Here is a 24,371-nt window from a genome sequence, read left to right as displayed (position 1 = left end):
CTAAAGTTCAAATTATTTTTCGACAGATAAACTCATAATATAGTCTGCAACTGCACTGATCTCTTCAGGAGATAATTCAGAGTATTTACCAGTCATTAAGTTTCCTGGTTTGATTGCTTCAGGATCTGAAATCCAGTTTTCTAAACTTTCTTTGCTATGTTCTAAAACACCAGCTACACGGTTACGATCTCCAAATGTTGTTAAGTTTGGACCCATTGCACCAGTAGTACCTACACCTGAAACAGCGTGACATCCTAAACAACTTTGAGCAAATGTAGCTTCACCTAAATCAGTTGAATCAACAGATGCAGTTTGTCCTTCAGTAGCTTGCATAGCTGCAACCCATTGGTCAAATTCTGCACGATCAACAGTTTTAACTTTGAAGTCCATTAATGCGTGAGAAGGTCCACATAACTCAGCACATTTACCATAGAATACCCCATCTTTTAATCCTTCAGATTCTTTACCAAACTCTAACCAGAATTTGTTAACGTTTTCTACGTTGTTATCCATTTTACCGCCGACTGCTGGAATCCAGAATGAGTGCTTAACATCAGCAGCTTTTAAGTTAAAGTAAACTTTTTCATTTGTAGGAACAACAAGTTCTTGTGCAGTTACAATTCCTTGCTCTGGATATTCAAATTCCCACCAATATAATTTTGCCGTAACATTAACTGTTAAAGCAGTTTTGTTTCCTTCTTCATCAACTTCATCCATTGCTTTTACGTCAGCAAATTTATAAGTAGAAAGGATTGTTGGTACTGCTAAAATTAATAATAAGATGATTGGAATCACTGCCCAAATTACTTCTAGAGTGTGACTTCCTTCTACTTGTTTTGGCATGTGTTTGTCGCCTAATTTTGAACGGCGGAACTTAGTAAAAGCGTATAAATAAAGGAATGAAACTACTACTACAACTAACGTCATAATTGAAATAGAGAAAATAAGTAAATCATACTGGTCTTCTCCGACTTCACCTGCTGGTTTTAGTGTAGATATATAATCTTCACCTGTGCAGGCAGAAAGGAATACTGTTAATCCCGCTAATAGCGAAAACAGACGCCATTTTTTTAGCCCTTTCATCATAGCTTAATAAAACCCCTCTTTCTTTGTTGTATTTACATGTGTAACTAGGACTTCTTCGTGTAAGTTCAATGTGTTTTCTCATTTGTAAGAGAATTCCACATCTAACACATTAATAGTACCATCTTTTAATACTGAACTTTGTGTTAAAATTATGAACTTCAATTAGTAACTTTCCTACATTCAATACAGAAAAAAATTTGATCATATACCAGTTCGATATTTAGATAGTTATCATCTCTAGAAGACCTAATCTGTAAATACATCTTATTTAATCAAACTTTTTTATACAAGTAGTAGCATTGGTAATTTTAGTCCACGATATTCTATGTATTATTAAATAGCAAAAGCTTTTTGAATATTGTGGTTGCTATCAAATAACAATACAAAGAAAACTCACTACTAATAAAAATAGTTAAAGATGTAATAGAATTCCAGCTAATAAATACTAACTTCTTTTTAAACCGTATTGAATATAGAATTTTATTACCTATTGTAAAGTCCTCACATGCAGGCAATTAATGTTGCCGTAAAAAAACAAAATTTCACTTACAATGTTGGAAAAGAGAATTTCCAATGGTACGTAGCTTAATCATTTGTAATATTATCAGCATACTTCATTTGATTATTAATTTTGATCAATATCTTGATCGATGTTACTCATTGCACCAGATTCACAGATAATGAACGCTGCACCGAGCAATGTACTAATTATCAAATCGAGTTATTGTAAAATAAAAATCAAACCGTTTATCAACATTTTAAGTCTGTTGCAAAGGCAGTAAATAATTTCAAATTTACAATCCCAATCTTTATAAGTGCATGAAAGTCTTTCGAAGTATTAAGATAGCTGACAATATTATGCGATTTTATAGCTCGCCCATTTATTACTCGTCCCTTTCATTTTTGTAAGCATATTCCGCTAACAATAACTATATCGAAATTTGTCCATGATTTCTAGACATATAAGTAAAATTTCGATGAAGTTTGCTGAAATTGCACACTGTTAGCTAATTATAGAAGAACATATATATAGTAAAGCATTTTCCAAAAAGATTTGTGAAAGTAAAAGTACGAATTTATGAACAATTTGTGAAAAACTAAAGGCACTTGGAACCCTTATCCTGTTTGAAGTTGTCTTTTAACTTTTTATTCGCTATCATAATAAAAGCTAGAACAGATAATACGTTCTATACATAAAAAGTAGGTGGCTAACATTATGCAACAAAAGCAAAGTATACTATTAAAATTAATTGCTTTAGCTACAACCTTAGGGATGTTATTTATACTTTTAGGAGGAGCTCTCGTTACAAAAACCGACAGTGGTATGGGATGTGGTCGTAACTGGCCAGATTGTAATGGTTCTCTTATTCCAAAAGAAATTACAACTGAGGTATTAATTGAATTTTCACATCGTTTTGTAACTGGGTCAGTGTCTATACTAGTTTTAATTTTAGTGATTTGGACATGGCGTACTCTAGGACATATGCGCGAAGTGAAATTTCTAGGCTTTTTAGCAATCTTCTTCTTAATTGCACAAGCATTAATTGGTGCTGCACAAGTATTATGGGGTCAAGGTGACTTTATCCTTGCACTACATTTCGGTATTTCGTTAATCTCCTTTGCATCAGTTTTATTATTATCAATGATTGTATTTGAAGTTGATAGAAAATTTGATGCTGATAAGGTTTTTGTTGGTAATAAGTTAAAATGGCATACTGTTGGTGTAACGCTATATTCATACATAGTTGTTTATTCAGGTGCTTTAGTAAGACATACGCAATCAAGTTTAGTTTGCCCTGATTGGCCGCTCTGTAACTTTGAAAAAGCATCTTCACTACCAAGCAATATGTACGAATGGGTTCAAATGGGACATCGTTTTGCAGTTCTTTTAATATTTGTATGGATTACATACATTATGATTCATGCAATCAAACATTATAAAAATCAACGTGTCATCTATTGGGGATGGATTATCTCCTTCATTATTATCATTTTACAATCGCTAACAGGTATGTTAAGTATCTTTACTAAACTTAATCTATTTGTTTCTCTATTACACTCATTATTCATTACTTTATTATTTGGTTTATTCTGTTACATGATTATGCTGAATTATCGTAGTGGATTAAATCAGAAAAAACGACTTAAATAATTAAAAGGGAAGTGGTTTTTACCACTTCCCTTTTTTATTACTCTAACTCTATTAATAAATCACCAGTTGAAATAGCATCGCCTGCCGAAGCATAAACTTCTTTAACCACGCCATCTTTTGGAGCTTGTACAGTTGTTTCCATTTTCATTGCTTCCGTAATTAATAAGTAATCTCCACGTTTTACTGGACTACCTTTTGAAACGACCACTTTTAATACAGTACCTGGCATTGTTGCACCTATTTGATTTGGATTACTTGGATCTGCTTTTAAGGCAATGTTTCCGTCAACTTCTACTGTTAAATCTTGAATAACGATTTCACGAGATTGACCATTAAATTCGAAGTAGATGACACGTGTACCGTCATGTTGAGGTTCTCCGATAGACACGAGCTTCACAATTAATGTTTTTCCTTTTTCAATCTCCACTTCGATTTCTTCGCCTAGTTTTAATCCATATAAGAATGTCGGTGTATCTAAAACTGAAATGTCCCCGAAAGATTCAGTAGCTTGCATATATTCTTCAACTACTTTTGGATATAGTGCATAAGCAAGGACATCTTGTTTTGACACTGGTCGTCCAAATTTTTCTTGTAATGTTTGTTCTAGTTCTTCAAAATTCACTGGTTCTAGTAATTCACCAGGGCGAACCGTAATCGCTTCACGATCTTTTAAGATAACTTTTTGTAGCTCTTGTGGGAATCCACCAGGAATTTGACCTAAGTAACCTTGGAATAATTCAACGACTGAATCAGGGAAGTCAATGTTTTGTCCACGTGTGTAAATATTTTCTTCATTTAGGTCATTTTGCACCATGAATAATGCCATGTCCCCTACTACTTTAGAAGATGGAGTTACTTTAACAATATCTCCAAATAACATATTTACCGTAGAGTACATTTTCTTCACTTCATCCCAGCGATCTCCTAAACCAACCGCTTTTGCTTGTTGTTGAAGGTTACTATATTGTCCTCCTGGCATTTCGTGAACATAAATTTCAGAATGTGGACTCTTCATGCCACTTTCAAAATCACTATAGAATTTACGAACATCTTCCCAGTAGTATGATAGCTGTTCTAGCGCATCAATATCCGCTCTTACTTGTCGTTTATTGCCACTCATTGCGTAATATAATGAGTTCGCACTTGGCTGTGATGTTAAACCTGACATTGATCCTAACGCAGTATCAATAATATCAACACCTGCTTCAATTGCTTTGGCATACGTATAAATTCCGTTGCCACTTGTATCATGTGTATGCAAATGTATTGGTAGATTTGTTGCTTCTTTTAATTCTGAAACAAGTCTGTACGCAGCTTCTGGTTTTAAAAGACCTGCCATATCTTTTATCGCTAAAATATGCGCACCACTTGCTTCTAACTCTTTCGCCATATCTTTGTAGTATTGAACAGTATATTTCGCGCGGGAATCATCTAAAATATCACCAGTATAACAGATTGCCGCTTCTGCAATTTTTCCTGTTTGGCGAACTTCATCAATGGCAACTTCCATACCTTTAATCCAGTTCAAACTATCGAAAATTCTGAACACATCGATTCCAGATTGTGCAGATTCTTTAATAAATTCACGGATTAAATTGTCCGGATAGTTTTTATATCCCACTGCATTTGCACCACGTAATAACATTTGGAACAATACATTTGGCATTTGTTCACGCAGTTTCTCAAGTCTTGCCCAAGGGTCTTCTTTTAAGAATCGGTACGCTACATCAAATGTTGCCCCACCCCATAACTCAAAAGAGAAGAAATCATGTAACATTCTTGCATTGTAATCTGCAATTTGGAACATATCTTGAGAACGAACACGAGTTGCCAGTAATGATTGATGCGCATCACGGAACGTTGTATCTGTTAATAACACATCGTCTTGTGCCTTAATCCATTCAACTAAACCATCTGCTCCACGCGCATCTAAAATTTGTTTTGTACCAGCTGGAATTTCAGTATTTAAATCAAATTTCGGTTTATTTGGTTGAACTAGAATTGGTTTGACTCTCTTTTCAACACCTGGGAAGCCATTTAATGTGACATTACCAATATAGTTTAATAGTTTTGTTCCTCTGTCTTTACGTACAGGGAAATTAAATAGTTCTGGTGTTGAATCAATGAAGCTTGTATCAAAATCACCTTTAATAAATTTCTCATGTAATACTACGTTTTCTAAAAATGGGATGTTCGTTTTTACACCACGAATACGGAATTCACGTAAGTTTCGATCCATTTTTGCTGCCGCTTCACGGAACGTCATCCCCCATGTTGAAATTTTTACAAGTAATGAATCATAGTGAGGTGTCACAACAGCCCCTTGGAAACCATTACCTGCATCTAGACGGACACCAAATCCGCCACTAGAACGGTATACCATAAGTTTCCCTGTATCTGGCATAAAGTTATTTGCTGGGTCTTCTGTCGTCACACGGGATTGAATGGCATACCCAAATAAAGGAATCTTACTTTGTTCTGGAATGCCTACTTCTTCGGAGTGAAGTTCGTGACCTTCTGCGATTTTAATTTGTGCATGAACAATATCAATTCCTGTAATCATTTCTGTAATAGTATGTTCTACCTGAATTCTCGGATTTACTTCGATAAAGTAGAATTCATTACCAGATACTAAAAATTCTACTGTTCCAGCATTTACATAACTTACATTTTGCATCAGTTGTACAGCAGCTTGACAAATGCGATTGCGCAAATCTTCTGAAATCGAATTCGATGGTGCGATTTCAACTACCTTTTGATGTCTTCTTTGAATCGAGCAATCACGTTCATAAAGGTGAACGATATTACCTGAAGCATCCCCTAAAATTTGTACTTCAATATGTTTTGGTTTAATAATTGCTTTTTCTACGTAAACTTCATCGGAGCCAAATGCCGCTTTTGCCTCAGATTTAGCACGCTCATAAGCTGAAGCTAACTCTTCTTCAGAATGGACAAGTCTCATGCCACGACCGCCACCACCAAGAGCCGCTTTGATCATTAGAGGATAGCCAACTTTTTCACCAAATTGAGCCACTTCTTCTAAAGATGCAACAGGCCCGTCACTACCAGGAATAACTGGTATATTCGCTGCAATTGCTTGTTCACGGGCTTTTACTTTATCCCCAAACATATCTAAATGTGCTGAATTTGGTCCGATAAAGATAATGCCTTCTTCTTCACAACGTCGAGCAAATTCAACGTTTTCAGATAAGAACCCGTAACCTGGGTGAATTGCATCTACTTTTGCTTGTTTCGCAATCTGAATAATTCCCTCAATATCTAAATAGGCATCGATTGGTTTTTTACCAACACCTACGATATAGGCTTCATCAGCTTTGTAGCGATGGAAAGATGCTTGATCTTCCCTTGAATAAATCGCTACAGTTTGAAGCTTCAATTCATTACATGCGCGGAAAAGACGAATCGCAATTTCACCGCGGTTTGCCACTAAAATCTTACGAATCTTTCTCAACACTAGTCCCCCTTGATTTTCCTCTGCTCTAGTTTTACATACATAGAAATATTGATTAATATTCCCATAGCAATGGATAAAAATAATATAGATGTTCCGCCATAACTAATAAAAGGAAGCGTAACACCGGTTAACGGGATAAGTCCCGATAATCCCCCTATGTTTACAAACGTTTGAATTGCAATCCAACTAGCAATTCCTGAAGCTAGCATTCTAGCAAGAGGATCCTTTGTTTTAAGAGCAATCATTAATCCTCTGAAAACAATAAATCCTAAGCCACCTAAAACAATAATGACACCTAATATACCTAATTCCTCAGCAATGATTGCCATAATAAAGTCATTTTGAGGTTCTGGTAAATAGCCCAACTTTTGGATGGATTGTCCTAAACCCACACCTTCAAGTCCACCTGATCCAATTGCAATATACCCATTAACAATTTGGTAACTTGAACCAGTCTCATATTCAAAAGGATTTAAAAATGCCTTAATCCTACCAATTCGGTTTGGTGTTAAAAAATCATCACCCTTAATCAATATCGCAGCTCCTATGATTGCTGCTCCAAAAAAAACAAGTACTGATAGAAACTTCATAAATTTTTTAATGTGTATACCACTCGCCGCAATAACTGCAACCGCAATTCCAGAAATAATAATCATTGCTCCTAAATCGGTTTCAGTAGCGATAAATGAGACAATTATTAGCCATACGATTATTGGATATACAATGTTATTTGGTTCTAGGTTTTCCATTGGATTATTTAAACTTTTACGGTAAAAGGCACCTGCAAAATAGATAATAATGAAAAGTTTAGCAAATTCAGAAGGCTGAAACATTGTGATACCAAACACATTAATCCAACTTCTAGCACCACCTGCTTCGTAACCATCAATCAATAACCAAATGAATAAGAACAAGGTAACAAAGAGTAGAGTCTTCATTAAATTTTTACTACTAAAATGTTTATATGGGAAAAATGCACCCGCAATAAAGAAAATAGAAGCTACTATTAGATTTGTTAATTGTTTTCGGAAGTAATAATCTGCTGTACCATCTTCATTAAAACTAACGATTATACTCGCACTATAAATCATTACTAATCCAAAAATACATAAAAATACATAAGTGAAAAATAACGGGTAATCAAAATTTCTTACATAATAGGCTAAATATTTTCTCATTTTAAAAACTCCATTTTAGAAAAAAAACTCAAATCGCCATACGCGTTTGAGTTTTTTATTATTTGTTTGTGTATGCTTCATGTAACAAAGAAAGTTCTTTCTCTAACGTATCAAGAATCTCTTTCCCACGTTCACGGTCAAGTAAACCTAATTTTACAGCAAAATCGATTTCCCGTGACAAGCCAAACATTTGAGTATCTAATACTTCTTCATATAAAGGACAAGATGGCATTGTTAAATGATCCATTTGTACTTTTATTAAACGTGCAATTTTATCTGCATCCGATAACAGTAACTCTAAAGCTTTTTCCTGGTAGGAAGCTTGATTTTTCGTATCCATGAGGACGCCCCCATCATTTGAATTTCTTCTATTCTATCTTAGTAAAGTTTATCTTTTAGTGATTAAAATTGCAAGTCTATACATTTGAAAACACCAAACTTGATTATATTTCTTTATTAAATATAACAATAAGCGGTATACTATATTTTGTATATAGATTAGGGGGAGCAATAAAATGGAAAATATTATACCTATTAAAGGATTAGTTAAATATTCTATTACAATCGATCCTACTGTATGGATTTTTGATGACCGCCGATTAGATTTAAACACATATTTTACCAGCCAAAAAGAAGAGGTTGATGAAGATCTAGATTACTTAAAAAAGGCTGGAGCTCACTGGTCACGTGAAATTATGGAAGGGGCTACATTCCCTCCAACGTTAAAAACAGAGCGTAAATTCGATCGCCAAGGAATGAAAACAGGTACATTCGGCATGGAGATTAAACACTTTTTAAAAAATGCTGAAATTAAGGCAGATGCAGAGCGTGTTGTCTTAGAACTAAAAGATGGTAAGGAACATGCTTTCTCAATTGAAGAAGCAAATACCCTTATTTTTAAATATAGTCAAGATGGTAAACCTATTACTGATGGAGGGCCAGTCCACGTACTTTTCGCTGATGGCTCTAATGTTGAAAATCCAATTAAAAATGTAGCTGCTATTCGAGTTGAATAGATTGGAGGAGTTTGGATGCGAGTAAAATGTGTCATATGTGATACAGTAAATGATTTAGATGACAACTCTCCATTAGCAAAAAAACTTCGAAATCGTCCAATTCATACATATATGTGTGAACCATGTCGAGAAAGAATCACAATAAAAACCGAACAGCGTTTAGCTACTGGAAATTTTCGATTGTTTCGAACATCTTCACCGATTGATGAAGATTTTTAAAGTCGCATAAACATAAAAATCCTTGAACTTTTTAAATAAAAGTTCAAGGATTTTCTTATCTTATTCGTTTTTTATTAATTTTTTCTCCAGTAACTCAACTAATTGATACATAATGGTTGCAAATACCGCTATGATCAGTAGTGACATTAATACTAAATTGAAGTTAAATACTTGGAAACCATAAATGATTAAATAACCAAGCCCTTTTGATGAAACAAGAAACTCTCCTACGATTACCCCAACCCAGGATAACCCTACATTAACCTTTAATGTTGAAATGATTGTTGGGAAAGATGCAGGTAAAATGGCTTCTTTAAACATTTGTAGGCGCGTAGCATTAAACGTTTGTAACACTTTCAAGTAGTTGGCATCTACGTTTTTAAAAGATGTATATATTACGATTGTTGAAATAATTACAGATATGATGGCACCCATTGTAATGATTGACCCCAAACCGGGACCAATGGCAACAATTAATATCGGACCTAATGCTACTTTAGGCATTGCATTTAATATTACCAAATATGGATCGAGTACCTTTGATAAAAACGGCGACCACCAAAGGATTGCAGCCAAAATTGTTCCAAGCAAAGTACCGATAATAAAACCTAGCACTGTTTCAAATAATGTATAGCTTATGTGTGTAAATAAAGTACCATCAGAAATATTTTTAATAAATAAAGAATACACTTTTGAAGGTGAACTGAAAATTAAAGGGTCAATCCATCGATTACTTGAAGCAATTTCCCATATTGAGAAAAATGCAATTAAAATTATTAATTGATAAAATCGAACCCATCTTTTTTCTCTGACAAGTGACTGAATAAATTGTTGATGTAATTTATTATTATTCAAGGCTTTCTAGCTCCTTCCAAATAAGCTGGAAAAGCGATGAATAAGTCGAATGTCCACGAGCTTCAAAAGGAGTTAAAACTCTTAGTTCATCTGGTACTTCAAACGTTCTATATAATCTTCCGGGTCTTGGAGAAAACAAGAAAATACGATCGCTCATAGCTATCGCCTCCCCAATATCATGGGTTACTAAAATAGCTGTTTTGTTATATTCTTTCAACATTTCAGATACTAAATCTTCTAATTTTAATTTTGATTGATAATCAAGTGCAGAGAACGGTTCATCAAGTAATAAAATCTTTGGATCAACGGCAAGAGTCCTTGCCAACGCAACCCGTTGTCTCATACCGCCCGACAATTCTCTAGGATATTTTTTTTCAACGGGTGGTAATCCAACGTCTTTTAATAACTTTGAAGCAATTGATGGATTTTCTTTCTCTTTCTTAACAAGCTTTAATCCCAAAGTTATATTTTCCTCTATAGTTTTCCATGGAAAAAGGTAATCCTGTTGAAGCATGTAACCAATTGATAGCTCATCATTTCCGAAAACATCCTGCCCCTCAATTTTAACCGTACCTAATGTTGGCTCAAACAAACCAGCAATGATTGAAAGTAGCGTTGTTTTTCCACATCCACTTGGTCCAATAAATGAAACAAATTCACCTTTTCTAATTGATAAATTAATATCTTGTAAAGCTTCTGTTGCTGCTTCTTTTGAGAAATACGTATGGTGTACGTTGCTAACAGTTAGAAAGTCCATTTATTTTGAAACCTTCTCTGCAAAAGATGTATTTACTAATTCATCGTAATCCATACGTTTTGGTAGTTCTCCTGCTTCATCCATAATATCTTGTAAGTTGTTCCACTCTTCTTCATCTAAAATTGGGTCTTTTGCATAAGATTCCTGAGAACGATATCTTTCAACAACCGTTGCAATTAATTCAATATCCGTATCTTCAAAGAAAGGTGCAATGGCTTCTGCTACTTCTTCAGCAGATTTTTCATAGACAAAATCTTGTGCTTTGTGGATAGCTCGTGTGAACTTCTCAATCACTTCATCATTCTCTTTTATATAACTATCTTTCGCCATAAATACTGTATAAGGTACATGGCCGGATTCTTCTCCAAATGATGCAATAATATGTCCTATACCTTCTTTTTCAAAAATACTAGCTGTTGGTTCGAATAACTGCACATAATCTCCTGTTCCTGAAGCAAAGGCAGTCGAAATATTAGCAAAATCAATATTTTGTATTAGTTCTAAGTCTTCTTGTGGATTAATTCCATGTTTTTTTAGAACAAATTCACCAGCCATTTGCGGCATTCCGCCTTTTCGTTGACCAAGGAATGTGGAACCTTTTAACATATCCCAAGTGAAATTATCAATTTTTTCGCGGGAAACTAAGAACGTTCCATCTGTTTGTGTTAACTGAGCAAAGTTCTTTATCGGGTCATTTGCACCTTGGGCAGAAACATAAATAGATGTTTCAGAACCAACAAGGGCAATATCTATGCCATCTGAAAGAAGCGCCGTCATCGTTTTATCCCCACCAGCAATCGTAGACAATTCAACATTTAAGCCTTCTTCCTCAAAGAAGCCTTGTGTAATTGCTACATATTGAGGGGCATAGAAAATTGAACGAGTTACCTCACCAACTTTTACATCTTGAAGCTCCTCTTTATCACTACATGCAGCAAGTAAAATCACACTAAAACAAGCCAATACCAATAAAAAACTAGACTTCACCCACTTCTTCATTCCTATCCTCCTTAATTCGTACTTTTTTCATCTAGAGTAGAGTATGCACATGTAAAAAAATGTGTGAATACCTAGAAAAGCGGAGAACGCTCGCCCAGCTCCGACAACAACTGGAGGAATCGTCAAAAGGGCGCTTTTTGCCCTTGAAGGCGATTCTGAAGTTGTCGAGGAGCTAGCGTTCGCAGCTGGACATCAGAAAAGCGGAGCGCGTTCGTTCAGCCGTGAAAAAACTGGAGACTTCTGACAAGTGTGCTCGCACACGCAGGAGGAAGTCGAAGTTTCCGAACGGCTAACGCGCGGAGCTAGACAACTAGAAAAGCGGAGAACGCTCGACCAGCTCCGACAACAACTGGAGGAATCGTCAAAAGGGCGCTTTTTGCCCTTGAAGGCGATTCTGAAGTTGTTGAGGAGCTAGCGTTCGCAGCTGGACATCAGAAAAGCGGAGCGCGTTCGTTCAGCCGTGAAAGAAACTGGAGACTTCTGAAGAAGCATGCTTACATGCGCAAGAAGGAGTCGAAGTTTCCGAACGGCTAATACGCGGAGCTAGACATCTAGAAAAGCTGAGGCGGCTCGTACAGGCTCGACACGCGCTGGAAACTTCGACAAGAAGGCGCTCTTTGCCTTCGTAGGAGAAGTTGAAGCGTCGCGAGAGCCTAGCCGCCGGAACTGGACAACTTAGAAAAGCGGAGAACGCTCGACCAGCTCCGACAACAACTGGAGGAATCGTCAAAAGGGCGCTTTTTGCCCTTGAAGGCGATTCTGAAGTTGTTGAGGAGCTAGCGTTCGCAGCTGGACATCAGAAAAGCGGAGCGCGTTCGTTCAGCCGTGAAAGAAACTGGAGACTTCTGAAGAAGCATGCTTACATGGGCAAGAAGGAGTCGAAGTTTCCGAACGGCTAATGCGCGGAGCTAGACATCTAGAAAAGCGGAGGCGGCTCGTACAGGCTCGACACGCGCTGGAAACTTCGACAAGAAGGCGCCCTTTGCCTTCGTAGGAGAAGTTGAAGCGTCGCGAGAGCCTAGCCGCCGGAACTGGACAACCTAGAAAAGCGGAGAACGCTCGCCCAGCTCCGACAACAACTGGAGGAATCGTCAAAAGGGCGCTTTTTGCCCTTTAAGGCAATTCTGAAGTTGTCGAGGAGCTAGCGTTCGTCGCTGGACATCAGAAAAGCGGAGGCGTCTGTTTCAGAGTCTAAGTAACAAATAGGATATATATTAGTTCAGAAGTTTTAAATACACAAAAAAACCGACCTCAAATAAATGAGATCGGTTAATCATTAGCTAGCGCTTTTTTCTTCTCGTTTTTCTCGCCATAATCTTGTTTTATAAATAATTAAGATTAATGCAGCAACGATTAGCCCTTCTATCATTGGAAGGAATAAAGCTAAAAATGTTAAGACAATACATCCTACAAATAGGAAAATATAAATAATAATATTTTTTACTAGTGTTAAATCATTTTTGGCAAAACCTAGTTTATAAACAATTGCAGATAAAACAAACACTAAAAAAAACACAACATAGCCCGCAGCCTCGTAGCTTGGTAAATTTTCGTATAAATATCGAGTGATACCTGCCATTCGCCCGAATACAAGTTCATTTTCCTTCGTGTTTGTAGGTACAGATGCTAGAATAAAGTTTAATGTGCTATACAAGTTCATCTTCCACAACACCTTTCATCATTTCCCCACAAAAACTCTTGCAATTACTGTTCAGCGTATTTCTTTTTCTTAGCCATTTTTTCACGTTCATTTTTATCTAAAATTTGTTTACGTAAACGAATTGATTCTGGAGTTACTTCTAAATACTCATCGTCATCTAAGAACTCAAGAGCTTCTTCCAGCGTTAAAATTCGTGGACGTTTAATAACCGTTGTTTGGTCTTTTGTTGCTGAACGTACGTTAGTTTTTTGCTTCGTTTTTGTAATATTTACCGTAATATCGTTATCACGGTTATTTTCACCAACGATCATACCTTCATAAATTTCAGTACCTGGCTCAACAAATAGTGTACCACGGTCTTCAATTTGCATCATACCATAAGTAGAAGCTTTACCAGTTTCCATCGATACTAAAGCACCTTGGTGACGTCCACCAACTCGACCTGCTACTACAGGTTGATAAGAATCGAAAGTATGGTTAATAATACCGAAACCTTTTGTTAATGACATGAATTCTGTTGTATACCCAATTAAACCACGTGCAGGAACCATAAAGATTAAACGAACTTGTCCATTACCTTCGTTGATCATGTCTAACATTTCACCTTTACGGTTACCTAAAGATTCAATAACAGATCCAACTGATTCTTCTGGTACATCGATTTGTACACGCTCAATTGGTTCGCATTTTACACCATCGATTTCACGAATAATAACTTGTGGTTTTGATACTTGTAATTCGTAACCTTCACGACGCATGTTTTCGATTAAAATAGATAAATGAAGTTCTCCACGACCAGATACAATCCAAGCATCTGGAGAATCAGTATCATCTACACGTAATGAAACGTCTGTTTGCAATTGTGCGCGAAGACGTTCTTCAATTTTTCTAGAAGTAATCCATTTCCCTTCACGACCAGCAAAAGGTGAATTATTTACTAAGAATGTCATTTGTAATGTAGGTTCATCAATACGTAAAGGAGTTAATGCTTCTTGATGGTCAACTGGACAAACTGTTTCACCAACATTGATTTCTTCCATACCAGATACTGCAACTAAATCACCTGAGTATGCTTCTTGAATTTCTTCACGTTTTAAACCGAAGAAACCAAATAATTTCGTAACACGGAAGTTTTTCACAGATCCATCAAGTTTCATTAATGCTACTTGTTGCCCTACATGAATTTTACCGCGGAATACACGTCCAATACCGATACGACCAACGAAGTCATTGTAATCAAGTAATGCCACTTGGAATTGTAATGGCTCTTCACGTGTATCTTGTGGTGCTGGAATTGCTTCAATAATTTTTTCGAATAGACATTGCATATTTTCTTCTTGTTTAGATGGATCTGGATCAAGTGATGCCGTACCATTTACACCAGAAGCATAAACAACTGGGAATTCTAATTGGTCTTCGTCTGCACCTAATTCAATTAATAAATCAAGAACTTCGTCAACTACTTCTTCAGGACGAGCTGAGTCTTTATCCACTTTGTTTACAACAACAATTGGTGTTAACTTTTGCTCTAGTGCTTTTTTCAATACGAAACGAGTTTGAGGCATACAACCTTCATATGCGTCAACGACTAATAAAACACCATCAACCATTTTTAAAATACGTTCAACTTCTCCACCGAAGTCAGCATGTCCAGGTGTATCTAAGATGTTGATACGTGTACCGTTGTAATTTACAGCTGTATTTTTCGCAAGGATTGTAATCCCGCGTTCACGTTCTATATCATTTGAATCCATTGCACGTTCTTCTACATGTTCATTTGAACGAAAAGTACCTGATTGTTTTAACAATTGGTCAACTAATGTCGTTTTCCCATGGTCAACGTGGGCGATAATTGCGATATTTCGTAAATCTTCGCGTAACTTTGTCATTATTCCACTCCATATTCTTTTTTCATAAGATTAACTGTGTTATTATAGCACAAGAAGAGACTAATGTCTTTTTCATATATTTACAATTCAACAATAATCGTAAAAGTTTATGATTTTTCGACATATATAAAGGAGGCACCATCTCATGAATAAAGCAAAAATGGTTATGTTCATCTTTGCATTAGCTGCAATGTTATCAATGGTTTCAATCGGGTATGCAATTGCCATTAAATCAATTGTTGCTATACTAATAGGAATTGTTGCGTTATGTGTTGTTATGATGACAGGCTTTAAAATGAAGCGTAAATTCAGGGATCAGGGTTTATTGTAGAATCCCCAAATTTTTTTGGAAGAATGAACTTGTATGCTTATCATTCCACAAGTTACTCTTATAATTCATAAAATTATCCGCAGTCGCTTTCACAAAGCAACTGCGGATTTATTTATTATTTTTCTTCTATATAATCTTCAACAATTTTATGGTGAATGTATGGATTTGCGATAATAAACGTATCTGAATTTAATAAATCACAATCTTGTCCATTTAAATTTGTTGCAATAGCGCCTACTTCTTTAGCTATTACAATTCCCCCACCGATATCCCAAGGTGCTAATCGCATAGATATGTATGCATCTAATTTTCCACTAACTACAAAAGCAATCTCCATTGCTGCAGAACCATACGAACGTGTTCCTCTAACGGTACGAACTAATTCAATAATTTTCTCGTGATTTATATGTTTATTTGGTGTCACCCAACTAGCATTTATACCTATGACAGCTTCATCAATTGTTAAAGGTTGTAATTTTCTTAATGGAGACCCGTTATACCATGCGCCTTCACCAGCTATTGCACAAAATAAATCTTCCCTCATCACATCAAAAATGTAACCTAACTTTCCTACGCCATCAACATAAAAACCAATTGTTATAAAAAAATGTCGATGCTGCTTAACAAAATTCATCGTCCCATCGATTGGGTCGATAATCCATACTGGACCTTCAAGGGAATGAACTTTCTCACCCATTCCTTCTTCACCTAAAACTTTATGCGTTGCATCGAATGCTTTAATACTTTCAATAAAGAATAGTTCTGTTTCTCGATCAACATTTGTTACTAAATCATTTGCTCCAGATTTAGTTTCAATTTTTAAATCATAGGAAAACGATTGACGAATTCTTCTACCTGCCTCAAAAATCATTTCCTTTGCAAATTTATCTACATGTTTTAAATCCATTACTCCCCCACCTTAACTAACAAACGTTGATCCACTTTATTCAAATTTCAGTTGTTTAAAGTTAACCTTTTATTAGATTATAACAAAAATCACTTGCTAACCGATATCGGAGCAAGTGATTTTTTAAATAATTGTGAAAATTTTATACATATGCGTGGAGACCGTCTAATTCATCCTGAATTTCTTTCAGACGTTTTTTACTCTTTTCCATTTCTTTTTCATCTTTTTCTTGCATTGCAGCATATAACGAAGCGAGTTCATAGTCCAGTTCTAAACGTAAAACCTGTTCATATTGCTTTTCAATATCAACTTTACGTATAATTTTAATCATCTGTTTCATAATGATTCACTTCCCTTTCATTTTTAAAAATTTTTGTCTCATGAATGGTTTGTTACAAAATTTTTCCCAAAAAACCGTTAAAATAAACATAAAAACTAAAGACAGGAGCGAAATTGAATGACTACAATAAACTGGACTAATAAAGACTTTGGAGTTTTTGAAATAGACGGCTTAGAACAACGTATGGAAGCATTATCGACAATTGTTCGACCAAAATTTCAAATACTAGGAGAAAAATTTTCAAATTTCTTTAGTGTGAATACTGGTGATGAATTCTTTCCGCATATTGCTAAACATGCTAGAAGAACTGTAAATCCACCTAAAGATTCTTGGGTTGCATTTGCTCCATATAAGCGTGGATATAAATCGCTTCCTCATTTTCAAATTGGGCTATGGAATACACATTTATTCATAATTTTTGCAATTATTTACGAAGTACCCCAAAAATCTCAAATGGCAGAACGATTATTAGAGAATATAACTATTTTTGATGAACTACCCGATGATTTTATACTTTCGGGCGATCATATGTCACAAGACGCAATTTCTTTAAAAACTGGGCGTGATGGGCAACTTGAACAGTTGCTAAATCGATTACGAAACGTTAAAAAAGCAGAATTTCTAGTTGGGCGTCACATCCCTCGTGAAGAAGCTATTAAGCTTTCATCTGATACTTTTTTACTACTTGCAGAAGAAACGTTTGAAACGCTATTACCTATTTATAAAACAGTGACTGGTAAATAACCGTTGAAATTATAAAATTAGTTGTATTTCTTTGCATATTTATTATTTGCAATTTGGTAATGCTTCAAATATTTACTACCAAGTTGTGTGTTGTATAATTAATATGCACAAAATACAACCAAACATTACATATTTCTACTGTTAATTTATTGTTTTTTCAATTTTTATTTAATAATAATTCTTGACAAATAAATATTCCTATTAAAGTAAATAAAAAATCGTTTTGCACTGGCATTTTCATTGCAAAACGATTTTTTTATTATTATCTCATTTGAACGATTTGGCTATTTTCCAATTCTTTTGTTTTTTTAATTACTTGATAGCTGACATAACCACTTACTTCTTCAAATTCACGGAATAGCGTTCTTTCCTCACTTTTAGAAGGAACAATTTCTTTAAAACGTCTATACCTTGCCAGCATATCTTCTCGTTTTATGCCCTTTTCATAAGCATTTTCTATGCCTTCAAAAAATTTAATAACATCCACAATTTCTTGTGTAGACCAATCTGGTAATATCGGATATGAATATTCCATTATTTAACTTACGCTCCTTTATTTACTAACCCCATTTTATCCTTATTTCTTTCGCTTCTGCAACCATTCGATTAATCAACTCTTCAACAGAAGGTATATCATTAATCATTCCCGTTACTTGCCCAGCCCATCCATAGCCTGAAGTTTCATCGCCATCATAAATATATTTTTTATTAGCTGTACCACTTATATAATCTTTTAATGCATCATAATTTGGTGATATTTCTTCAATTTCTAATATTTTTTCTGCAAATTCATTACGTAATACTCGTCCTGGAGTACCTAATGAGCGTTTAATAACGGTTGTATCTAATTCTGTGCTATTAATCAAAGCATTTTTATATGCTTCTGAAGCATGAACACATTCTTTTGTTGCAATAAAGCGTGTACCCATTTCGATTCCATCTGCTCCTAGTGCATGTGCAGCCATCCATCCACGCCCATCTCCAATTCCTCCCGAAGCAATAACAGGAATCGAGACACTGTCTACTACTTGCGGTACAAGAACCATCGTGCCGACATCATCTTTTCCAATATGTCCCCCACCTTCTTGACCGACAACCATAACCGCATCTGCACCTAGACTTTCTGCTTTTTGTGCTTGTCTCTTTGCCGCTACTAAAACAAGCTTTTTTATGTTCGTTCCCTTCAGCCTATCAATAACAGGTGCTGGGTTACCCCCTGTTATTGAAACAACCGGTACATTTTCTTCAATTACTACGTCTAACATTTCTTCATACCCTTTACCATATAAACCAATCGCAAAGTTTACACCAAAGGGTTTGTCTGTCTTTTCCCTCACCTTTTTTATTTCTGTTCTTAAAAGCTCTGGTGTTTTCAAAGTCATAGCAGTAATCTGCCCTAATCCTCCAGCGTTAGAAACTGCAGAAGCTAAATCTGAGTAAGCTAAATATGCTAACCCACCCTGTATGATTGGGTATTTAATATTTAAAAGTTCTGTTACTTTTGTATTCCATTCCATAATTTCATCCCCTTTTTTGAATCTATTAATTTCTTTCGCTAATTTAAGAAAATTTCCTTTAATTTAATGTAGTAATAAACTTCAATAGGTGCTATAATTCATTTTGTTTTCAAATTTCCAAATAAGTGAGGTGGTACCTGCGTTGTCACAGTTAGAGACTCCTTTGTTCGACGTATTACTCAAACATCGAAATCGACATCCTATTCAATTTCATATTCCTGGACATAAAAAAGGACAAGGAATGGATCCTGCATTTCGTGAGTTCGTCGGCGACAACGTTTTATCAATTGATTTAATAAATATTGCTCCACTAGACGACTTACACTCTCCAAAAGGCGCGATTAAGCATGCTCAAGATTTAGCAGCTGAAGCCTTTGGTGCTGATCATACATTCTTTTCCGTTCAAGGTACTAGTGGCGCTATAATGGCGATGATTTTAACCGTCGTTGGTCCAGGTGATAAAATTTTGGTACCACGGAATGTTCATAAATCAACAATGTCTGCAATAGTTCTTGCTGGTGCTATTCCTATTTTCATTCATCCTGAAGTTGATGAAGAATATGGAATTGCTCATGGGATTTCTGTAGAATCTGTAGAAAAAGCTTTAAAAACTTACCCAGATGCAAAGGCAATGCTTGTCATTAATCCAACTTATTTTGGTTTTGCTACAGATTTAAAACAAATTGTAGATATTGTCCATTCACACAACATACCTGTTATTGTTGATGAGGCACATGGGGTTCATATTAAGTTCCATGATGAAATGCCAATTTCAGCAATGGAAGCAGGAGCAGATATGGCTGCAACGAGCGTACATAAACTAGGTGGTTCTCTAACAGGAAGTTCTGTTTTGAATGTACGTGAAGGCTTAGTTTCTGTAAACCGTGCCCAATCTGTTTTATCTATGTTAACGACAACTTCAACATCCTATCCATTATTAGCGTCTCTAGATACTGCAAGACGTCAATTAGCTGTACATGGATATGATTTAATAGATAATGCCATTCGCCTTGCAAAAGACGCAAGAAAGCGAATTAACAAGATTCCACATTTAAAAGTGGCAGGAAGAGAAAAACTTCATTCCTCAGCAACTTATGATATGGATCCAACAAAGCTTCTAATCAGTGTAAAAGACCTTGGTATTACTGGTCACCAAGCAGAAGAGTGGTTACGGCACAATGCAAATATCGAAGTAGAATTATCAGACCTTTATAACATCCTTTGTTTAATCACATTAGGTGATACGAAAAAGGAAATTAATCTACTGGTAAATGCACTACAACGAATGTCTCTTGCCTTCGAATCAGAAGCTGCAGTGAAAGAAACAAATGTAAATGTACCTGAAATTCCTGCACTAGCAATGTCTCCAAGAGATGCTTTTTACGCTAGTACAGAAGTCATACCATTCGATGAAGCAGCCGGGTATATTTGCGCAGAATTTATTATGGTTTATCCTCCAGGAATTCCAATTTTCATTCCCGGGGAAATTATAGATCAAGGGAATATCGACTATATCAAAATGAATATCGAAGCAGGTCTACCAGTACAAGGCCCTGAAGACCAGTCTTTAAAAACAATTCGTGTCATAAAAGAACGAAAACCAATATACTAATGACTAAACAAAACCAATCAAATTCATATATCAAAATATAAAGCATTCTAGTAAATAAGAACTAGAATGCTTTTTAATTAGAAAAGCGGAGCGCGTTCGTTCAGCTCTGAAAGCAACTGGAGGAATCGCCTTCGAGGGCGCTTTTTGCCCTCGAAGGCGATTCTGAAGTTGCCGAAGAGCTAACACGCGGAGCTAGACATCAGAAAAGCGGAGGCGGCTAGAACAGCTGCGAAAAAAACTGGAGACTCTCGACAAGCAGCCCGCTGCGTAGGAGGGAGTTAAAGTTTTCGAGCAGCTAGCCGCCGCAGCTAGACATCAAGAAAAGCGGAGAACGCTCGTCCAGCTCCGACAACAACTGGAAGGGCTGACAAGAGAGCGCTTTTTGCCCTCGCAGGAAGCTCTGAAGTTGTCGAGGAGCTAGCGTTCGCAACTAGACATCAGAAAAGCGGTGCGCGTTCGTTTAGCCGTGACAGAAACTGGAGACTTCTGTTAAGTGTGGTTACACACGCAGGAGGAAGTCGAAGTTTCCGAACGGCTAACGCGCGGAGCTAGACATCTAGAAAAGCGGAGCGCGTTCGTTCAGCCGTGACAGAAACTGGAGACTTCTGACAAGTGTGGTTACACACGCAGGAGGAAGTCGAAGTTTCCGAACGGCTAACGCGCGGAGCTAGACATCCAGAAAAGCGGTGCGCGTTCGTTTAGCCGTGACAGAAACTGGAGACTTCTGACAAGTGTGGTTACACACGCAGGAGGAAGTCGAAGTTTCCGAACGGCTAACGCGCGGAGCTAGACATCCAGAAAAGCGGAGCGCGTTCGTTCAGCCGTGACAGAAAACGGAAATAATGCACTTTCTGACCTTGTATGACGATTTGGAAGTTGTCTAAAAGCTAAACACATAAGAACAACAAATAACACACGTCACAGCTCAACTCCCACTAAACCGATCCATTCCCCTAAAAGAATATCCAAACGAATACAGGACAAATGACAGCACCTACAACTGCACTTAACCCCATTGAAAGTGATCCGATTGATAAATCCTCTTCTCCATAGTCTTTTAACTTTGAAATTCCGACTCCATGACTCGCACTCCCCATGGAAATGCCTCTACTAATCGGAGAAGTTATTTTCCCAAGCTTATACATAAATGGCCCCAATAACGCTCCTACAAACCCTGCAATCATAACTAGCACCGCTGTAAGAGGCGGGATTCCATTAATTGTTTCACTTACTTGCATAGCAACCGGAGTTGTTAATGATTTTGGTAATGCCGTTAAAATATATGAATCTTCAAGTTTAAATAATAGTGAAATTAAAAACACACTAATTAACCCGCTAATCATTGCTATCAAGATACCTGATAAAATCGTATATTTATATTTACCAATTAAATGCCTTTGATTATATAAAGGATACGCTAAACTAACAACTGCAGGTCCTAGAAGATGTTGTATATACTGTCCACCCTCCATATATTCTGCATATGGTATATCTAGAATAAGTAATAATGGGATTAGTATAATCGTAGATGTTAATATCGGTAATAAATATGGATAACTATACTTTTTATGTAATAAACTCATTAGATAGAAGATAACCACTGTACTAATGATGAAGATGATTGCTTTCAAGAGTATCTTCCCCCCTCACATTTTCCTCTTTCATCGCCATTTCTTTCTTCCCTATTTTTTGACTAAGAATACCCGTTATTAATATTGTAAACAACGTACTAATAATTACAGCTCCTATTAAAATCGAACCTTTAACAGAAAGTAACTCAGGATAATCGATTATTCCTAGCATTGATGGAATAAAAAATAATGTCATAAATCCAATTAAAAAACCTGCTCCATCTTGAATATACTCCACCTTTATCCATTTTAACTGTAAGCAAACTACTAAAATTAATAATCCAACTATACTCGGTGGCAATGGCAAGTGTGTGACTTCAATAACAAAAACGCCCATATAATAAAAAACGTATAAAATAAGTATTTGAACAATCGTCCGAATAATTTGCATATATTATGGCACTAGGTTCCCCCAATTTGCCAGTCACCTCCCCTTTACGATATTGTACGCCTAGTCAAAAATACTGTCTATTAAAACATGTTTTTGTTTAAAGTGTAGTAGATTCAAGTAGTCAAATTAATATTTCCAAATAAAAAACACGCAAACTTTGCGCTAATGCGTAAAATTTGCGTGCTATTAATTAAATTATTTAGAAATGATATGGATTGGATTGCCAAGTAATACTTCAGCAGTTTCCATAGTGATTTCACCTAATGTTGGGTGAGGGTGGATAGTAAGAGCGATATCTTCTGCTGTCATTCCGCCTTCAATTGCTAAACATAATTCTGAAATCATGTCAGAAGCGCCAGCACCGATAATTTGTGCACCTACTAGTAATCCATCTTCTTTACGTGCAACTAGTTTTACAAAACCTTCTGTTTGGTTTAATGCTAATGCACGTCCATTTGCTGCGAATGGGAATTTTGCAACAGATACTTCTAACCCTTCAGCTTTTGCTTGTTCTTCGCTGTAACCTACTGTAGCCATTTCTGGATCAGTGAAGCATACAGCTGGGATAGCTAAGTAATCAACTACTGATTTTTCACCAGCGATTGCTTCTGCAGCAACTTTACCTTCATATGAAGCTTTATGCGCAAGTTGAGGACCAGCAACAATATCACCAATTGCATAGATGTTTGGAATATTTGTACGGCATTGTTTATCAACTTTGATTAAACCACGTTCAGCGAATTCGATACCGATTTGTTCTAAACCAAGTTCATCTGTATTTGGTTTACGACCTACTGTTACTAATACATAATCAGCTTCTACTTTTTTCTCTTCGCCTTTTACTTCATAAGTAACAACTACACCAGTTTCTGTTTCTTCAACGCCTTTAGCTGAAGCACCAACTTCAATTGTAACACCTTTTTTCTTAAGGCCTTTTTTCACGATTTGAGTCATTTGTTTTTCGAAGCCAGCTAAAATATCTTTTCCGCCTTCAATGATAGTTACTTCACTACCGAAGTTAGCAAATGCAGAACCTAACTCAGTTCCAATATAACCTCCACCGATAACAACTAACTTACCTGGTAATTCAGTTAAGTTTAATGCACCTGTAGAGTTTAATACACGTTTAGAGAATTTAAATGTTGGAATTTCAACAGGACGTGAACCAGTTGCTAAAATCGCATTTTTAAATGTATATGTTTGAGCAGAGTCACCGTTAATAACGCGTACAGTGTTAGCATCAACGAAATATGCTTCACCTTTTACGATTTCAACTTTATTCCCTTTAAGAAGTCCTTCTACTCCACCAGTTAATTTTTTCACTACACCGTTTTTAAATTCTTGTACTTTATCAAAATTAAGTTTTACGTCAGAAGCGATAACACCCATATCTTCTGAGTGTTTAGCTTGTTCAAAACGGTGTCCAACTGAAATTAAAGCTTTAGATGGGATACATCCAACGTTTAAACAAACGCCACCTACTACATCTTTTTCAACGATTGTAACTTTTTGTCCAGTTTGAGCTGCACGAATAGCTGCTACATACCCACCAGGGCCTGCACCCACAACTAAAGTATCAATTTCAATTGCAAAATCTCCAACTACCATTATT

22 protein-coding genes are annotated in these 24,371 nt (G+C 36.1%); 6 read left to right on the top strand and 16 right to left on the bottom strand.

From position 1 onward, the window contains the following. Positions 1 to 12: 12 nt before the first annotated feature. Positions 13 to 1,086 carry a cytochrome c oxidase subunit II gene (gene coxB / locus NKR20_RS04140; protein ID WP_253423839.1) on the bottom strand — a complete coding sequence of 358 codons (1,074 nt, stop codon included), beginning with the start codon at positions 1,084 to 1,086 and terminating at the stop codon, positions 13 to 15. A gap of 1,216 nt (positions 1,087 to 2,302) precedes the next feature. Between coxB and NKR20_RS04135 the strand changes: the two genes are divergently transcribed. After that, entirely contained in the window at positions 2,303 to 3,238 is a 936-nt protein-coding gene (locus tag NKR20_RS04135; protein WP_253423836.1) for a COX15/CtaA family protein, read from the top strand. A 37-nt stretch (positions 3,239 to 3,275) separates the two neighbouring features. On the opposite strand, the gene pyc is transcribed toward NKR20_RS04135, so the two are convergent. From pyc to NKR20_RS04120, 3 genes are read right to left on the bottom strand one after another with little or no spacing between them, the layout of a single operon-like run. Beyond that, a complete protein-coding gene (pyc, locus tag NKR20_RS04130; protein ID WP_253423833.1) occupies positions 3,276 to 6,710 on the bottom strand; it encodes a pyruvate carboxylase in 3,435 nt (1,144 codons plus the stop codon). 2 nt (positions 6,711 to 6,712) lie between these two features. Then, positions 6,713 to 7,891 (bottom strand): FtsW/RodA/SpoVE family cell cycle protein, encoded by a 1,179-nt coding sequence (locus NKR20_RS04125; protein WP_253423830.1) that lies wholly within the window; start codon positions 7,889 to 7,891, stop codon positions 6,713 to 6,715. 58 nt (positions 7,892 to 7,949) lie between these two features. After that, positions 7,950 to 8,231: an Fpa/YlaN family protein gene (locus NKR20_RS04120; protein ID WP_121212864.1), complete on the bottom strand. Its 282-nt coding sequence runs from the start codon at positions 8,229 to 8,231 to the stop codon at positions 7,950 to 7,952. Between the two features lie 175 nt (positions 8,232 to 8,406). Here NKR20_RS04120 and NKR20_RS04115 point away from each other — a divergent pair, with 175 nt between their 5' ends. Together NKR20_RS04115 and NKR20_RS04110 are read left to right on the top strand one after the other, a co-directional pair. Then, on the top strand, positions 8,407 to 8,907 hold the full coding sequence (locus tag NKR20_RS04115) for a peptidyl-prolyl cis-trans isomerase (protein WP_121214151.1): 501 nt from the start codon (positions 8,407 to 8,409) through the stop codon (positions 8,905 to 8,907). Positions 8,908 to 8,922: 15 nt separating this feature from the next. Continuing rightward, positions 8,923 to 9,126 (top strand): YlaI family protein, encoded by a 204-nt coding sequence (locus NKR20_RS04110; RefSeq protein ID WP_121214150.1) that lies wholly within the window; start codon positions 8,923 to 8,925, stop codon positions 9,124 to 9,126. 60 nt (positions 9,127 to 9,186) lie between these two features. Here NKR20_RS04110 and NKR20_RS04105 read toward each other — a convergent pair whose 3' ends face one another. The 5 genes from NKR20_RS04105 to typA all read right to left on the bottom strand — a co-directional run bounded on the left by NKR20_RS04105 (position 9,187) and on the right by typA (position 15,286). Beyond that, positions 9,187 to 9,981 carry an ABC transporter permease gene (locus tag NKR20_RS04105; RefSeq protein ID WP_121214149.1) on the bottom strand — a complete coding sequence of 265 codons (795 nt, stop codon included), beginning with the start codon at positions 9,979 to 9,981 and terminating at the stop codon, positions 9,187 to 9,189. Continuing rightward, positions 9,974 to 10,738: an ABC transporter ATP-binding protein gene (locus tag NKR20_RS04100; RefSeq protein WP_253423827.1), complete on the bottom strand. Its 765-nt coding sequence runs from the start codon at positions 10,736 to 10,738 to the stop codon at positions 9,974 to 9,976. The genes NKR20_RS04105 and NKR20_RS04100 overlap by 8 nt, the downstream gene beginning before the upstream one ends. Next, positions 10,739 to 11,737: an ABC transporter substrate-binding protein gene (locus tag NKR20_RS04095; protein WP_121214147.1), complete on the bottom strand. Its 999-nt coding sequence runs from the start codon at positions 11,735 to 11,737 to the stop codon at positions 10,739 to 10,741. It abuts the gene before it with no gap. A 1,276-nt stretch (positions 11,738 to 13,013) separates the two neighbouring features. Next, on the bottom strand, positions 13,014 to 13,397 hold the full coding sequence (locus NKR20_RS04090; protein WP_121214145.1) for a YlaH-like family protein: 384 nt from the start codon (positions 13,395 to 13,397) through the stop codon (positions 13,014 to 13,016). A gap of 44 nt (positions 13,398 to 13,441) precedes the next feature. Next, positions 13,442 to 15,286 carry a translational GTPase TypA gene (gene typA / locus NKR20_RS04085; protein ID WP_121214144.1) on the bottom strand — a complete coding sequence of 615 codons (1,845 nt, stop codon included), beginning with the start codon at positions 15,284 to 15,286 and terminating at the stop codon, positions 13,442 to 13,444. A 145-nt stretch (positions 15,287 to 15,431) separates the two neighbouring features. On the opposite strand from typA, the gene NKR20_RS04080 reads away from it, so the two are divergent. Beyond that, positions 15,432 to 15,617, top strand: a complete 186-nt coding sequence (locus NKR20_RS04080; RefSeq protein WP_121214143.1) for a DUF5325 family protein — start codon at positions 15,432 to 15,434, stop codon at positions 15,615 to 15,617. Positions 15,618 to 15,732: 115 nt separating this feature from the next. Here NKR20_RS04080 and NKR20_RS04075 read toward each other — a convergent pair whose 3' ends face one another. After that, a complete protein-coding gene (locus NKR20_RS04075) occupies positions 15,733 to 16,524 on the bottom strand; it encodes an inositol monophosphatase family protein (RefSeq protein WP_121214142.1) in 792 nt (263 codons plus the stop codon). A gap of 142 nt (positions 16,525 to 16,666) precedes the next feature. Then, on the bottom strand, positions 16,667 to 16,864 hold the full coding sequence (locus NKR20_RS04070) for a hypothetical protein (RefSeq protein ID WP_118874790.1): 198 nt from the start codon (positions 16,862 to 16,864) through the stop codon (positions 16,667 to 16,669). Between the two features lie 117 nt (positions 16,865 to 16,981). Here NKR20_RS04070 and NKR20_RS04065 point away from each other — a divergent pair, with 117 nt between their 5' ends. Further along, positions 16,982 to 17,608, top strand: a complete 627-nt coding sequence (locus NKR20_RS04065) for a YktB family protein (RefSeq protein ID WP_253423823.1) — start codon at positions 16,982 to 16,984, stop codon at positions 17,606 to 17,608. 262 nt (positions 17,609 to 17,870) lie between these two features. Here NKR20_RS04065 and NKR20_RS04060 read toward each other — a convergent pair whose 3' ends face one another. Both NKR20_RS04060 and NKR20_RS04055 read right to left on the bottom strand, forming a co-directional pair. Then, positions 17,871 to 18,143 (bottom strand): UPF0223 family protein, encoded by a 273-nt coding sequence (locus tag NKR20_RS04060; RefSeq protein WP_253423820.1) that lies wholly within the window; start codon positions 18,141 to 18,143, stop codon positions 17,871 to 17,873. A 25-nt stretch (positions 18,144 to 18,168) separates the two neighbouring features. After that, positions 18,169 to 19,125, bottom strand: a complete 957-nt coding sequence (locus NKR20_RS04055) for an NAD(P)H-dependent flavin oxidoreductase (RefSeq protein ID WP_253423818.1) — start codon at positions 19,123 to 19,125, stop codon at positions 18,169 to 18,171. Positions 19,126 to 19,267: 142 nt separating this feature from the next. On the opposite strand from NKR20_RS04055, the gene NKR20_RS04050 reads away from it, so the two are divergent. Then, the gene (locus NKR20_RS04050; RefSeq protein WP_253423816.1) at positions 19,268 to 20,737 is read left to right on the top strand and encodes an aminotransferase class I/II-fold pyridoxal phosphate-dependent enzyme; all 1,470 of its coding nucleotides are present in this window, start codon (positions 19,268 to 19,270) and stop codon (positions 20,735 to 20,737) included. 953 nt (positions 20,738 to 21,690) lie between these two features. Here NKR20_RS04050 and NKR20_RS04045 read toward each other — a convergent pair. From NKR20_RS04045 to lpdA, 3 genes are all read right to left on the bottom strand, one after another. Next, a complete protein-coding gene (locus NKR20_RS04045) occupies positions 21,691 to 22,368 on the bottom strand; it encodes an LrgB family protein (protein WP_253423813.1) in 678 nt (225 codons plus the stop codon). Further along, on the bottom strand, positions 22,343 to 22,759 hold the full coding sequence (locus NKR20_RS04040; RefSeq protein WP_253423810.1) for a CidA/LrgA family protein: 417 nt from the start codon (positions 22,757 to 22,759) through the stop codon (positions 22,343 to 22,345). The genes NKR20_RS04045 and NKR20_RS04040 overlap by 26 nt, the downstream gene beginning before the upstream one ends. Positions 22,760 to 22,954: 195 nt before the next feature. Beyond that, positions 22,955 to 24,367 (bottom strand): dihydrolipoyl dehydrogenase, encoded by a 1,413-nt coding sequence (lpdA, locus tag NKR20_RS04035; RefSeq protein WP_121214136.1) that lies wholly within the window; start codon positions 24,365 to 24,367, stop codon positions 22,955 to 22,957. Positions 24,368 to 24,371 lie beyond the last annotated feature (4 nt).

The organism is Ureibacillus endophyticus (assembly GCF_024159215.1).
Classification (GTDB): domain Bacteria; phylum Bacillota; class Bacilli; order Bacillales_A; family Planococcaceae; genus Ureibacillus; species Ureibacillus endophyticus.
This window is presented reverse-complemented; position numbering and strand designations above follow the sequence as displayed.